12 protein-coding genes are annotated in these 13,764 nt (G+C 68.1%); 9 read left to right on the top strand and 3 right to left on the bottom strand.

Annotated elements, in window-relative coordinates:
• Nucleotides 1-47 precede the first annotated feature (47 nt).
• The gene (locus ACWFRF_RS15045) at nt 48-716 is read left to right on the top strand and encodes a response regulator (RefSeq protein ID WP_452450406.1); all 669 of its coding nucleotides are present in this window, start codon (nt 48-50) and stop codon (nt 714-716) included.
• On the top strand, nt 713-1,885 hold the full coding sequence (locus tag ACWFRF_RS15040; RefSeq protein ID WP_449968561.1) for a GAF domain-containing sensor histidine kinase: 1,173 nt from the start codon (nt 713-715) through the stop codon (nt 1,883-1,885). Before ACWFRF_RS15045 ends, ACWFRF_RS15040 begins: the two co-directional genes overlap by 4 nt.
• Before the next feature lie 99 nt (nt 1,886-1,984).
• On the opposite strand, the gene ACWFRF_RS15035 is transcribed toward ACWFRF_RS15040, so the two are convergent.
• Together ACWFRF_RS15035 and ACWFRF_RS15030 are read right to left on the bottom strand one after the other, a co-directional pair.
• Entirely contained in the window at nt 1,985-2,980 is a 996-nt protein-coding gene (locus tag ACWFRF_RS15035; protein ID WP_452450404.1) for a class I fructose-bisphosphate aldolase, read from the bottom strand.
• Between the two features lie 36 nt (nt 2,981-3,016).
• A complete protein-coding gene (locus ACWFRF_RS15030) occupies nt 3,017-3,928 on the bottom strand; it encodes a LysR family transcriptional regulator (RefSeq protein ID WP_452450402.1) in 912 nt (303 codons plus the stop codon).
• Between the two features lie 105 nt (nt 3,929-4,033).
• On the opposite strand from ACWFRF_RS15030, the gene ACWFRF_RS15025 reads away from it, so the two are divergent.
• The 7 genes from ACWFRF_RS15025 (at nt 4,034) to ACWFRF_RS14995 (ending at nt 12,638) form a co-directional block, all read left to right on the top strand.
• Entirely contained in the window at nt 4,034-5,497 is a 1,464-nt protein-coding gene (locus tag ACWFRF_RS15025; protein ID WP_452450401.1) for a form I ribulose bisphosphate carboxylase large subunit, read from the top strand.
• A gap of 13 nt (nt 5,498-5,510) precedes the next feature.
• Nucleotides 5,511-5,936 (top strand): ribulose bisphosphate carboxylase small subunit, encoded by a 426-nt coding sequence (locus ACWFRF_RS15020; RefSeq protein ID WP_378992280.1) that lies wholly within the window; start codon nt 5,511-5,513, stop codon nt 5,934-5,936.
• Between the two features lie 4 nt (nt 5,937-5,940).
• Nucleotides 5,941-6,918: an AAA family ATPase gene (locus tag ACWFRF_RS15015; RefSeq protein ID WP_378992281.1), complete on the top strand. Its 978-nt coding sequence runs from the start codon at nt 5,941-5,943 to the stop codon at nt 6,916-6,918.
• A gap of 142 nt (nt 6,919-7,060) precedes the next feature.
• Nucleotides 7,061-9,370, top strand: a complete 2,310-nt coding sequence (locus ACWFRF_RS15010) for an FdhF/YdeP family oxidoreductase (protein ID WP_452450398.1) — start codon at nt 7,061-7,063, stop codon at nt 9,368-9,370.
• Nucleotides 9,371-9,383: 13 nt separating this feature from the next.
• Nucleotides 9,384-10,247, top strand: coding sequence for a type I methionyl aminopeptidase (gene map / locus ACWFRF_RS15005; RefSeq protein WP_378992285.1), 864 nt, complete (start codon nt 9,384-9,386; stop codon nt 10,245-10,247).
• Nucleotides 10,248-10,315: 68 nt separating this feature from the next.
• Nucleotides 10,316-11,887 carry a cobyric acid synthase gene (locus ACWFRF_RS15000; RefSeq protein ID WP_379312015.1) on the top strand — a complete coding sequence of 524 codons (1,572 nt, stop codon included), beginning with the start codon at nt 10,316-10,318 and terminating at the stop codon, nt 11,885-11,887.
• A 187-nt stretch (nt 11,888-12,074) separates the two neighbouring features.
• A complete protein-coding gene (locus tag ACWFRF_RS14995) occupies nt 12,075-12,638 on the top strand; it encodes a glycosyltransferase family protein (RefSeq protein WP_378626468.1) in 564 nt (187 codons plus the stop codon).
• 72 nt (nt 12,639-12,710) lie between these two features.
• Here ACWFRF_RS14995 and ACWFRF_RS14990 read toward each other — a convergent pair whose 3' ends face one another.
• A complete protein-coding gene (locus tag ACWFRF_RS14990; RefSeq protein ID WP_378992287.1) occupies nt 12,711-13,733 on the bottom strand; it encodes an alpha/beta hydrolase in 1,023 nt (340 codons plus the stop codon).
• Between the last annotated feature and the right edge of the window lie 31 nt (nt 13,734-13,764).

Genomic DNA, 13,764 nt, shown 5'->3' with positions numbered 1-13,764 from the left:
CTCGTCAATGCCCGTAGCCGCGCTGCCGCTCGCCGTAGGGTGGAGTGATGCCGGAGTTACCTCCGACCCCGTTGAAGCTTGTGCTCGTCGACGATCACGAAATGGTGCTGCACGGGCTCGACGCCATGCTCGGACACTTTCCCGACGACGTGATGATCGTCGGCCAGTCCACCACCGAAACCGCCGCGCTGCGGATGGTCGCCGAACATCGGCCCGATATCGTCCTGTGCGATGTTCGCATCGGCAAGGCCAGTGGCTTGGATCTGTGCCGTCAGATCACCCTGCAATATCCCGAGACCAAGGTCGTGTTGCTGACCGTCTACGACGACGAGCACTACCTGTACCAGGCGCTGCGCGTCGGGGCGTCGGGCTACATTCTCAAGCGGGTCGACGGGCGCGAACTGGTCGCCCAGCTGTGCCGCGTCCGCGAAGGCGAGACGGTGGTCGACGCCGCACTGGCCGGTCGGGTGGCGCTGGCCGCGGCCCGGCTCAGCGCGGGCCAGTTCTGGTCCGGCGCGCACCTCGGACTGACCCAGCGTGAGTCGGAAGTGCTGGGGCTGTTGGTCTCCGGCCACTCCAATCGCGCGGTCGCGAGCAAGCTGGTGGTCAGCGAGGACACCGTGAAAACCCATATTCGCGGGCTGTATCGCAAGCTGGGGGTGTCCGATCGCAGCGGAGCGATCGCGGTCGCGTTGCGGGAGGGGCTGTTCCGGTGAGCTTCGCGAGCGGCGCGGTGCCCACGGCGGCGGAGCTGGCGCCACTGCTCGGCGCCGAAGGCGTGCTGCTCTACGCCGTCGACGGCCAGGATCTGAGCATCGTTGATCTGTGGCCTTCGCATCCCTCGGCGGGTTCGTTGCGGTTGCAGGTCGGATTCGGGGTGACCGGGTTGGTGGCCCGCACTCGTACGCCGGTGCTACTCGACAACGACTCGCCACGTAATGCCCTGCACCGCAGACTTCTACGTCTGGATCCGCAGCAGACGGTCGCGCGGATGTGTCTGCCGCTGCCGGGGCTGGAAGGCGATGTGGTCGGCGTGCTCGCCGTGCACCGCCGTCCCCGTGACCCGTTCGGGCAGCACGACCTCGACGTCGCGCAGCAGTACGCGGGTGTGCTCGGCCTGTGGTTGCACGCGCAGCGGCTGTTCCGCACCGTCAACCGGCAGCGCACCGAGCGCGACCGCCTGGTCGAGCAGGCGATCACCGCTCAGGAGGCCGAACGCAGGCGCATCGCCTTCGATCTGCACGACGGCGTCACCACCGCCCTGGCCTCGATGTCGTTTCACCTGTCCGCCGCCGATCTCACCGTCTCCGAACTCGCCGCCCACGTCGACGTCACCGACGGAGCCAGCCTGCGCGATCTCGCCAGGGCCCGCGCCGAACTCGTCAGCGCGCGCGAGCTGGCCGATTTCGCCTACAACGCGACCAGGGCGGCGATCTCGGGCCTGCACAGTCTCGTCCTCGACGACCTCGGCCTGGTCGCCGCGATCGAATCGCTGGTGCGCACGGTGAGTGGCGAAGGCCCGCCGACGATCGAATTCCTCGTCGATCACGCCGCCGCCATCGACGACATCCCCGACCACGCCGCCGCCACCCTGTACCGGATCGCCCAGGAAGCGCTCGCGAACGCGGTGAAACACGCTGATGCGCAACGGATCGTGCTCTCCCTGCGCCGGGTCGGCGACTCGGTGATCTTCGGATGTTCCGACGACGGTGCGGGTTTCGACCCGGCAGCGCAGCGTGCCCATCGCGCCGCCGACGCCGACGGCGAACAACATTTCGGCCTGAGCTCGATCGCGGAACGCTGTGCCCTGATCGAAGCCTCGCTGCGCGTGGAATCGATGCGGGGACGCGGAACCACGGTGCTGGTGGAACTACCGCTGAAGTAGCGGCGGGCACCGGCCAACGAACGCAGCAGCGGTGCCCGAGGGGTAGCGCCGCTGCTGCGCGTTGCCACCGCGCTCAGGACGGCTGCCGAGCGGACCCGCTTACGCGGTGTGCTCGGCGGCAGCAGAGGCGTTGCGGCAGTTCTGGAGCAGAACACGGTGTGCTGCGGGAACTTCGGAGTTCGTTCCACCCCAAGTGTGCAGGGCCGCGCTCACGAGCGCGCGCCCGAAGGAGAATGTCACAGGCCACGGCCGCTCGTCGACGGCGGCGAGCTCGCTCAGAAAAGCACACACCCGCGAGGTGGGATGTCCACCGGACAGGAACGCGATGCCCGCCACCTCGGCGGGCACCAGCTCGCGCAGCACGGCGAAGGTCGCGGCCGCGACGTCGGCGGGCGGGACAGCCGCGGCGTCCAGACCGGGGGTGACGAAGTTGGGCTTGAGCACGATGCCGGTGAGATCCACCGCGGCGTCGACGAGTTCGGCGAACACCGCGCTCAGGGCCAGGCGAGTCGCCTTCGCCGAGGCCTCGAGGTCGTGGTCGCCGGTGCACAGCACCTCGGGCTCGACGATGGGGACGATGCCGTGCTGCTGACACAGCGCGGCATAGCGGGCCAGCGCGTGCCCGTTGGCGGCGGCGGAGTAGGGAGTGATGGTATGCACGTCGAACACCGCCCGCCACTTGGCGAACGCCGCCCCTCGATCGGCATAGGAGGCCAGCCGTGCGCCGAGCCCGTCGAGCCCCTCGGTGATCAGCGCACCGCCCTGGCCGGGGAGCGCGGTGGTGCCGGTGTCGACCTTGATGCCGGGCAGGACGCCGAGTTCGCGCGCCGCGATCGGGAACGGGCGCCCATCGGCGAGATCCTGGCCGAAGGTCTCGTCGCACAGGATGATTCCGCTGATCCATTCCGGCAGACCGTCGGCGGTGAGCAGCAGTTCGCGGTAGTCGCGCCGGGCGGTCGCGCTCGCGGGAACCCCTTCCTGTTCCAGGCGCGACGACATGGTCTTGATCGACTCGTCGGCGGCGAGAATGCCGCGGCCGCCGCTGGTCAGCTGCTGGGCGACGTCGGCGAGGGCGGTGGCGGGGAGTGTCGTCATGACGACCAGCATGCGAGCATCCGGTCGCCGCCGTCCTCACCCCTTCGGGCGAGGACGGGTGTGAAATGCGGCCGCGCTCACCTGCTCCGGATCGCACAGGTGCGCCACGAACAGTCGGGTCGCCGCGGTCGGTTCCTGGGTTGTGCAGACGTGCCACGGCCGGTCGAGAGGGGTGCCCGGCACGCTGTAGGAGACCAGTTCTCCCGAGGCGAGTTGCTCGCGCGCGGCCTCCTCGTGCACGAGCGTGACGCCGAGCCCCTCGCGTGCCGCGGCCACGGCGGCGCCCGAGGTACCGAGGGTGAGCAGCGGTGGCGCGGCCTGTAATCGGCTCAGCAACGACAGCGTGGTGTCGCGGGTGCCGGAGCCGATCCCGGTGAGCAGCCAGGGCGTGGTGAGCGGATCGTCGACCAGCCCGGGCCGCCCGACCAGCACCAGCCGGTTGGCCCGCTGGGCGGCGGTGACCAGCCCGGAGCCCCGCGGCGGTCGACCGGCCAGGGCGATATCGAAGACGTGGTCGGCGGCGCGGGCGAACAGCTCGCCGCGCGTCAGCACCGACAGCGACAGTTCCACGTGCGGATGGGCTTGGGCGAAGGTGGCCATCAGTGCAGGCAGCACGTACTCACTGGCCGTCGCGACCGCGCCGATGCGCACCCGTCCGCGATCGGCGTCGTGCACCGCCCCGGCCGCCTCCGCGAGCAGCCCGAGCAGCTTGCGCACGTAAACGGCGAAGATCTCGCCCGAATCCGTGGCCACGATGCCCCGGCCCGACTTACCGAAAAGCGTTGTGCCCAGCGCGTCTTCGAGTGCGGCGAGCGCGGCCGACACCGCCGGCGGCGTCACATGCAACGTCTGCGCGGCGGCACGCACACTCCCGGTTTCGTACACGGCGAGGAAGGTGCGCAGCCGACCCCAGGTAGCGGCCGCGGGCAGGTCGGGGCTGGCGAACATCGTTCAATTATGTCTTAACAGTGCACAGGAAACATTCCATTGTCGCTGAACAGTCGCGCCCACACACTGAAAGTGCTTCATAGGCGTGACCCGAAAGGAACGGCGATGACGACGATCGACAACGACGGCGCGGCGACCAAAGAGCGTTGGGATCCGGGTGTACAGAGTTATGCCGGAATGGGTTACTGGAACCCCGATTACATCCCCAAGGACACCGACGTGCTCGCCGTATTCCGGGTCACCCCCCAGGACGGCGTCGACCCGATCGAGGCCGCGGCCGCCGTCGCGGGCGAATCGTCCACCGCCACCTGGACTGTCGTGTGGACCGACCGGCTCACCGCCAACAGCCACTACCAGGCCAAGGCGTACCAGGTCGACGAGGTTCCGGGCAGGCCAGGTGAGTACTTCGCCTACATCGCCTACGACATCGACCTCTTCGAGGAAGGCTCCATCGCGAACCTGACCTCCTCGATCATCGGCAACGTCTTCGGTTTCAAGCCGCTCAAGGCGCTGCGCCTGGAGGACATGCGCATCCCCGTCGCCTACACCAAGACCTTCCAGGGCCCCGCCCACGGCATCGTCATGGAACGGGAGATGCTCAACAAGTACGGCCGCCCGCTGCTCGGCGCCACCATCAAGCCCAAGCTGGGCCTGTCGGCCCGCAACTACGGGCGCGTGGTCTACGAGGCCTGTCGCGGCGGCCTCGACTTCACCAAGGACGACGAGAACATCAACTCCCAGCCCTTCATGCGCTGGCGTGACCGCTTCCTCTACGCGATGGAGGGGGTGAACCGGGCGATGGCCGAAACCGGCGAGATCAAGGGCCATTACCTCAATGTCACCGCGGGCACGATGGAGGAGATGTACCGGCGGGCGAACCTCGCCAAGGAGCTCGGCAGCGTGGTGGTGATGATCGACCTCACTATCGGCTACACCGCCATCCAGTCGATGGCGCACTGGGCCCGCGAGAACGGCCTGCTGCTGCACCTGCACCGGGCCGGGCACTCCACCTACACGCGGCAGAAGACGCACGGCGTGAGCTTCCGGGTGATCGCGAAATGGTCGCGGCTGATGGGTGTCGACCACGTACACGCGGGCACCGTCGTCGGCAAGCTCGAGGGCGACCCGGCCACCACCCGTGGCTTCTACGACACGTTGCGCGACAACAACGTTCCCCGCAATCTCGGGAACGGCATCTTCTTCGATCAGGACTGGATCTCGATGCCCGGCGTGATGCCGGTGGCTTCCGGCGGCATCCACGCGGGCCAGATGCACCAGCTCCTCGACCTTTTCGGCGACGACGTGATCCTGCAGTTCGGCGGCGGCACCATCGGGCACCCGTACGGCATCGCCGCGGGCGCCGAGGCCAACCGGGTGGCGCTCGAGGCAATGGTCAAGGCGCGCAACGAAGGTCGCGATCTGCTGATCGAAGGACCCGACGTGCTGCGCAGGGCCGCCAAGCACTGCACCCCGCTGCAGGCCGCCCTGGACACCTGGGGCGACATCACCTTCGACTACACCAGCACCGACGCCCCCGATGTGGTGGCGACTCCGGTGCCCTCGATCTGACCAGGAGCACCCGATGAAACTGCGCTACGGAACCTTCTCCTACCTGCCCGACCTCACCGACGACGAGATCGCGGCACAGGTGAAGTTCGCCCTCGATCACGGCTGGCCGGTCTCGCTGGAGTACACCGACGACCCGCACCCACGCAACGTCTACTGGGAGATGTGGGGGCTGCCGATGTTCGACCTGGCCGAACCCGACGGCGTGCTCGCCCAGCTCGCCGATTGCCGGGCCACCTTCCCGCAGCACTACATCCGGCTGCTGGCCTACGACGCGTCCCTGGGCAGGCAGTCCACCGCGATGTCGTTCCTCGTCCAGCGACCGGCACACGAGCCCGGCTTCCTGCTCGAACGCGTCGAGGGTCCCGACCGCACCCAGCGGTACTCGGTGAAGTCCTACGCCACCGCCCGTCCGACCGGCGATCGGTACGCGGGCGAGTGAACTGATGGATACACCAAAGGGATTCGGGTTCCACCGACCGTCGGCAGGCGGCGCGGCGCAGACCACGGCAGTCGAGGAGCAGACGCCCGAGCCTGCGATTCTGGGCGACGACGAGGTGCTCGATCTCTCGGCCGACGAGGCCGCGGCCAGGGTGAGCGACACCCTGGCCGCGCTCGACGCCGAGCTGGTCGGCTTGGCCTCGGTCAAGCGCCGGGTCCGCGAGATCGCCTCGCTGCTCCAGGTCGACCGGGCGCGGCGCCGGTTCGGGCTCACCACCACGCGGCCCACGTTGCACATGAGCTTCACCGGCGGTCCCGGCACCGGCAAGACCACGGTCGCGCTGCGGATGGCGGCCATCCTGCACGCGCTCGACTACATCAGGGCCCCGCGCGTGCACACCGTCACCCGCGACGACCTGGTCGGCCAGTTCATCGGCCACACCGCGCCCAAGACCAAGGAGGCGATCGCCCGCGCGGCCGGGGGAGTGCTGTTCATCGACGAGGCCTACTACCTGTTCCGGCCGGAGAACGAGCGGGACTACGGGCAGGAGGTGATCGAGATCCTGCTCACCGAGATGGAGAACGAGCGCGGTGATCTGGTGGTGATCTTCGCCGGCTACCCCGACCGGATGGCGACCTTCTTCGCCGCCAATCCGGGCCTGAGTTCCCGGGTGCCGCACCATCTCACGTTCGCTGACTACGACCATGCGGAACTGACCCAGATCGCCGGACTGATGGTGGAGTCGGAAGGATTCGCCTTCGACGACGACGCGCACAAGGCGTTCGCCGAATACCTCACGCTGCGCATGGAGCAGCCCCGGTTCTCCAACGCGCGCAGCGTGCGTAACGCGATCGAACGCTGCAGGCTGCGGCAGGCCCGCAGGCTGGTCGCGCTCGACCGGCCACTGGGCAAGTCCGACCTCATCACGCTCACCGCCGAGGACGTCTACGGCAGCAGTGTCTTCGAGCCGGCCCAGGACTGAGTCACGCGCGCGGCGGAAAGCCCGATAACCGGCATCTATCAGGTGATCGGGCTTTCCGCTTTGACAAGGGTGGACAATGTGAGAAGCCTTTTGTCAGATATGCCGACCGCGCGGTGCCGCAGAACTGAAGAGAAGCTGACACATGACCTCGATCGAGGACCCAGAAGATGATCTGAGCGTGACCCCGCCCAAGACCTGGGCGGTCGGCGTTCCCGCGGTGGCGCACGCGATCGAGTACTCGCTCTCGCAGAACTCCCCGGCCCGCACCGCGCTCACCTTGCTCAACATCAATCAGACCAAGGGCTTCGACTGTCCCGGCTGCGCGTGGCCCGAGCCCACGCGCCGCCACCTCAACGAGTACTGCGAAAACGGCGCCAAGCACATCAACGACGAGGCCACCACCCGCCGCGTCACCCGGCAGTTCTTCGCCGAGCATCCGGTCGCCGAGCTCGACACCATGTCGGACTACTGGCTCAACCAGCAGGGCAGGCTCACCGAGCCGATGGTGAAGCGGCCCGGCGCCACGCACTACGAGCCCATCGGCTGGGACGATGCGTTCGGCGTGCTGGCCGGCGAACTGTGTGGGCTCGACAGCCCCGACGAGGCCCTGTTCTACACCTCGGGGCGGCTCAACAACGAGGCCGCGTTCCTGCTGCAACTGTTCGCCCGCGCCTATGGCACCAACAACCTGCCCGACTGCTCGAACCTGTGCCACGAGTCGAGCGGTTCCGCGTTGGCGCAGACCATCGGTGTCGGCAAGGGCAGCGTGTCCCTCGACGACATCTACGAAGCCGACCTGGTCTTCGTCGTCGGCCAGAACCCCGGCACGAACCATCCGCGCATGCTGTCGGCGCTCGAGGAGACCAAACGCAACGGCGGCAAGATCGTGGCGGTGAACCCGCTGCCCGAGGCCGGGCTGATCCGGTTCAAGAACCCGCAGAAGGCGCGCGGGGTGCTCGGGCGCGGCACCGAGATCGCCGATATCTTCCTCAAGATCCGCCCCGGCGGCGACCTGGCCCTGTTCCAGATGCTGAACAAGCTGCTCCTCGACGCCGAGGACGCGGCGCCGGGCACGGTGCTCGACCACGCGTTCATCGCCGCGCACACCAGCGGTTTCGACGCCTTCGCCGAGCATGCCAGGACGGTGAGCTGGGAGCACGCGCTCACCGCCACCGGGCTCACGCGCGCGGAGATCGAGGCCGTGCACCAGCAGGCGGTGGCGAGCAAGAAGGTCATCGTGTGCTGGGCGATGGGTTTGACCCAGCACAAGCACGGCGTGCCCACGATCCGCGAGATCGTCGACTTCCTGCTGCTGCGCGGCAACCTCGGCCGACCCGGCGCCGGGGTGTGTCCGGTGCGCGGGCACAGCAATGTCCAGGGCGACCGCACCATGGGCATCTGGGAGCGGATGCCGCAGTCGTTCCTGGACGCGCTCGGCACGGAGTTCGGTTTCACCCCGCCCGCGGCTCATGGGCTGGACGCGGTCGGTGCCATCCGTGCCATGCGCGACGGCAAGGCGAAGGTATTCGTCGGTGTCGCAGGCAATTTCGTGCGGGCCACGCCCGACAGCGAGGTCACCGAAGCGGCCCTGCGGCAGTGTTCGCTGACCGTGCAGATCTCCACCAAACTCAACCGCTCCCACACGGTCTGCGGCGAGACGGCACTGATCCTGCCCACGCTGGGTCGCAGCGATCGTGACATCCAGGCCACGGGTGAGCAGTTCTACACGGTCGAGGATTCGATGAGTCAGGTCCGCACGTCGCGGGGGCGCCTCGACCCGGCCTCACCCGACCTGCTGAGCGAGATCGCGATCATCTCCCGGCTGGCGCGCAGCACGCTGGGGGCGGAGTCCACGATTCCGTGGGAGGAATTCGTCGCCGACTACAGCACCGTGCGCGACCGTATCTCCCGGGTCGTACCCGGCTTCGAGAACTTCAACGAGCGGGTCACCGCGCCGGGCGGGATGCTGCTGGTCAATCCGGTCAACCAGGGCATCTACCGCACCGCGAGCGGGAAGGCCGAGTTCACCCGCAACGACTTCGACATGATCGACGCGCCGCCGGGATACCTTGTGCTGCAATCACTGCGGTCCCACGATCAGTGGAACACCATTCCCTACGCGAGCAACGACCGCTACCGCGGCATCCACCACGCCCGCCGGGTGGTGATGGTCAACCCCGACGACCTGGCCGAGCGGGGGATCGCCGACGGGGAAGTGGTCGACATCGTCAGCATCTGGCACGATGGCACCGAGCGGCGCGCGGAGAAGTTCGTCGCCGTCGGGTACCCGGCCAGCCGTGGGTCGGCCGCCGCGTACTACCCGGAGACCAACGTGCTGGTTCCGCTCGACAGCGTCGCCGACATCAGCAACACGCCGACCTCGAAAGGCATCATCGTCCGTTTGGAGCCGGTGGTCCGACGGGCTGGGACCGACGGCGACGAGCGCGCATAGATACACTGCTCTCATGTCCGTGCGCACCCGTCAGCCACTAGTTCCCGGTACCCAGTCGCCGATCCGGGAAGTTCCCCGCTCCATCGAGCGGCCCGAATACGTGTGGAAGAAGACCGCGAACGAGGGCAACGAGCCCTGGGTACAGACCACCGAGACCATCGAGAAGATGCGAATCGCCGGCAAGATCGCGGCGCGGGCCCTCGAAGAGGCGGGTAAGGCCGTGGTTCCCGGCGTTACCACCGACGAGCTCGACCGGATCGCCCACGAGTACATGTGCGACCACGGCGCCTACCCGTCGACGTTGGGCTACAAGGGTTTTCCCAAATCCTGCTGCACCTCGCTCAATGAGGTCATCTGCCACGGCATCCCCGACTCGACGGTGGTCGAAGACGGTGACATCGTCAATATCGACGTCACCGCCTTCATCCACGGCGTGCACGGCGACACCAACAAGACCTTCCTGGCCGGCGATGTCGACGAGGAGGTGCGTCTGCTCGTCGAGCGCACCGAAGAGGCCACCAACCGGGCCATCAAGGCGGTCAAGCCGGGTCGCGCCCTGAACGTGGTCGGGCGTGTCATCGAGGCCTACGCCAACCGCTTCGGCTACGGCGTGGTGCGCGACTTCACCGGCCACGGCGTCGGCCCCACCTTCCACAGCGGACTGGTGGTGCTGCACTACGACCAGCCCAACATCGAGTCGGTGATCGAGCCCGGCATGACCTTCACGATCGAGCCGATGATCAATCTCGGCGGCATCGACTACGACATCTGGGACGACGGCTGGACCGTGGTCACCCAGGACCGCAAGTGGACCGCGCAGTTCGAGCACACACTGGTCGTCACCGACACGGGTGCGGAAGTTCTGACCTTGCCGTGAATCGGCGCAGGTCGAGGCTCGCGCCTTTGGGTCGTCACCGACACGGGCGCGGAAATTCTCACGCTGCCGTGAGCGCGCCCCTGCGCGGCGCGCTGTTGATCGCGGGTACCACCTCCGACGCCGGGAAGAGTGTCGTGGTGGCGGGTATCTGCCGGATGCTGGCGCGGCGCGGGGTGCGGGTGGCGCCGTTCAAGGCGCAGAACATGTCGAACAACTCGGTCGTCACCCTCGACGGCGGGGAGATCGGGCGTGCCCAGGCGCTGCAAGCACGAGCCTGCGGGCTGGAGCCGAGCGTGCGGTTCAACCCGGTGCTGTTGAAGCCCGGTAGCGATCGCCGCTCGCAGCTGGTGGTTCGCGGCGCCGCTGTCGGAACTGTCGGCGCGCGTGACTATTTCACTCGTCGGCAGGAACTGCGCGAGGTCGTCGCGGCCGAATTGGCCTCGTTACGTGACGAATTCGACGTAGTGATCTGTGAGGGGGCGGGCTCACCGGCCGAAATCAACCTCAGGGCAACCGATCTCGCGAACATGGGTTTGGCCCGCGCCGCCGATATTCCGGTCCTGGTGGTGGGCGACATCGACCGCGGCGGCGTTCTCGCCCACCTGTTCGGCACCGTCGCCGTGCTGGAACCCGAAGATCAGCAGCTCATCGCGGGCTTCCTCATCAACAAATTCCGCGGTGACGTGTCCCTGCTGCAACCCGGCCTCGACCAGCTGGTCGCGCTGACCGGCCGCCCCACCCTCGGCGTTCTTCCCTTCGCCGAAGAGCTCTGGCTCGATGCCGAAGATTCCCTCGGCACCCTCTCCGGCGCCCCCGTGGGCCGCCCCGGCCCGCCGCACGGCACCGACTGGCTCACCGTGGCCGCCATCCGCCTCCCGCGAATCTCCAACTCCACCGACATCGAGGCTCTCGCCTGCGAACCCGGCGTCTCGGTCCGCTGGGCCGACAGCCCCCATCAGCTGGCCACCGCCGACCTCGTGATCGTTCCCGGCAGCAAGGCGACCATCTCCGACCTGAACTGGTTGCGCGCCAACGGAATCGCCGATGCTCTTCGTGCTCGCGCCGTCGCAGGCCGTCCCGTCCTCGGCATCTGTGGCGGCTACCAGATGCTCGGCACCCGCATCGTCGACGGCGTCGAGCACACAGCGGCAGCGGGTCAGGCCGACGTCCCCGAATCGGGGTCTGCGCGGCCCTGCGTGGTGGACGGCCTCGGTCTCCTCGACCTCGATATCGAATTCGCGGACCCCAAGATCGCCCGGCAGGTGTCGGGCATCGCGGGCACGGACCCCCTGCACGGCTACGAGATCCATCACGGCCGCGTCACCCGCACCGCCGACCCCGCCTGGCTGACCCTCGACGGCGACCCGGAAGGCAGTGTGCGAGAAGCGATCTGGGGCACTCATGTCCACGGGCTCCTCGAGTCCGACGAGTTCCGCCGCACCTGGCTCACCGAGGTGGCCGCCCGCGCCGGACGCACCGGCTTCACCGTCGCGCCCGGCACCTCGGTCGCGGCCGTCCGATCCGCGCAACTCGACCTCCTCGCCGACCTCATCGAGAAACACGTCGACCTCGTGGCGCTGGACCAGCTGATCCGCGGCGGCGCCCCGGCCGGCATCCCGGTCATCCGAACGTCCCAGTGACCCGGCGCGCTGTGGACGCGGCGGTGTGCGGCTCGTCTCGCCTCACAGCCCGGGGCGCGGCGTTGTGACAGGTTCGGCAATTCGGGTGTTGTGGACAGTGAAAGCCCAGTACACGGGGGTGTGTGGATCGGCGGGCCGCGGCGGAACAGGCCGCGTTGTTCAGGCTGGACGTGTACCGTAACCCGGCATGAAATCTCGGCAGATCACGGTCGGTGACCAGGCCTGGACGGTGCGGGTCGACGGACCATCTTCGCGGCACAATGTGCTGCTGCTTCCCGATGCGGACGACCCTGCCGACGTGTTCGACAAGGTGTGCACGCGGCTGCACGAATCCGACTTACAGACCATCGTCGTGGAGTCTGTCGAGGGGCTCGATCCGGCGGGTGTGCGCGCGATTCTCGACGAACTCGAACTGCCCTACGTCAACGTCGCGGGGCGTGGGTCGGGCGCGGAGCTGGCGTGGCGGGTGTGCGCGGGCCGGTTCGGCCGGTTCATGAGTCTGGTCGTCGCCGACCACGGGCACCCGGCGGTTCCCGACGCCGACGGCCGAGTCCCCGACGCGACCTGTCCGCCGCTGGAACTGCCCGTCACGATGCTGGTCACCAAGGGCCTGCCCCGCGCCACCGCCGACGCCTCCGGCCGCTATGTCTACGGCGAATTCCGGGTCGTCCCACTGGAAGTCGACAACATCGCCACCGAGGCGGGCCACGAATTCGCCACCGAGATCGTCTTGCGCACCAGCCTCTGGTAGATGCGGCCGAGCTCACCAGGCACTGACGCGGATCGCTGATCGCGCCAGAGCCTGGTGAGCGGTGTGTCCGGATCAGGACTTGCGGTAGGCCGCCAACCAGTCGAGCCAGTTGTCGGTTTCCTGGAACGCGTTGGCGCGCACGGCTTCCGAGGACAGGAACACGTCGTGGCGGGCGCCGTCGATCGGGACGATCGAGGTGCGCTCGCCCAGACAACCCGCCCAGCGCTGGATCTGCTTCACATCGAGCACGGCATCGGCCACGTCGACGGCGGGGGAGTGCTCACGGGCGAACTTGGTGAGCCGCGAACGCAGGATCAGCGCCGGCACGCCGATGGTCAGGCCCTGGTGCAGGCGCGCGTGTCCCCGGCGGATGGCGCGCAGCCAGCCCAGCCGCACCGGTTCACCACTGAGCGGCTTCCAGTCCAAGTTGTAATCCCACTCACCCGAGCGGCTGGTGTGCAGGCTGTCGCCGTAGGCGGTGCTGACGCCGCCGGGCAACTGGGCGAAGGCGCGGAACCGGCCCACCGCGTTGATCACGGGGGTGCCGACGGTGCGGTAGAAGGACGGTCCCTGGAGGTCGAACCAGGGACTGTTGAGGACGACCCCGGCCACACCCGCCGCCGCGCTGCCACCGGCCGCCTCGAGCCGGTCCAGCCACAGCGGCACGATCAGGCCACCGGTCGAATGCGCGACGATCAGCACATCGTTGCCGGTCTCCTCGCGCGCGATCCGCAGCGCCTCGGTCAGCTCGTCGTCGTAGAGCGCCAGGTCGCTCACGTAGTGCGCGCTCTGTCCTTCTCGCCGCGACCTCCCGCATTTACGCAGGTCGAGCGCGTAGAACCGGTGCCCGCGCGCCGCGAAATGCTCGGCCAGGTGCTCCTGGAAGAAGTAGTCGGTGAACCCGTGCACGTAGAGCACGGTCGGCTCGATCGCCGGCGCCGTGGCATCGGGCAGATAGCGCACGAGCGTGGCCACCACCTCGCCCTCACCGTCGGGGTCGATACCGAGCGGGAGGGTCCGCTGTTGATAGGCGGTGCCGAGAACATCGGGTTGCCACTGCTCGTCGGTTCGATCAGCGAGGGTTTCTTTCGTCACACTGCTCAATCTATCGCGCGGTCATGGTGAC

The sequence above is a fragment of the Nocardia sp. NPDC055165 genome (assembly GCF_053606985.1).
This window is presented reverse-complemented; position numbering and strand designations above follow the sequence as displayed.

Excerpts from the sequence above, each read along its gene's own strand:
- ACWFRF_RS15045 (WP_452450406.1), top strand. The coding sequence starts at position 48 with ATGCCGGAGTTACCTCCGACCCCGTTGAAGCTTGTGCTCGTCGACGAT.
- ACWFRF_RS15035 (WP_452450404.1), bottom strand. The coding sequence starts at position 2,980 with ATGACGACACTCCCCGCCACCGCCCTCGCCGACGTCGCCCAGCAGCTG.
- ACWFRF_RS15030 (WP_452450402.1), bottom strand. The coding sequence starts at position 3,928 with ATGTTCGCCAGCCCCGACCTGCCCGCGGCCGCTACCTGGGGTCGGCTG.
- ACWFRF_RS15025 (WP_452450401.1), top strand. The coding sequence starts at position 4,034 with ATGACGACGATCGACAACGACGGCGCGGCGACCAAAGAGCGTTGGGAT.
- ACWFRF_RS15020 (WP_378992280.1), top strand. The coding sequence starts at position 5,511 with ATGAAACTGCGCTACGGAACCTTCTCCTACCTGCCCGACCTCACCGAC.
- ACWFRF_RS15015 (WP_378992281.1), top strand. The coding sequence starts at position 5,941 with ATGGATACACCAAAGGGATTCGGGTTCCACCGACCGTCGGCAGGCGGC.
- ACWFRF_RS15010 (WP_452450398.1), top strand. The coding sequence starts at position 7,061 with ATGACCTCGATCGAGGACCCAGAAGATGATCTGAGCGTGACCCCGCCC.
- map (WP_378992285.1), top strand. The coding sequence starts at position 9,384 with ATGTCCGTGCGCACCCGTCAGCCACTAGTTCCCGGTACCCAGTCGCCG.
- ACWFRF_RS14995 (WP_378626468.1), top strand. The coding sequence starts at position 12,075 with ATGAAATCTCGGCAGATCACGGTCGGTGACCAGGCCTGGACGGTGCGG.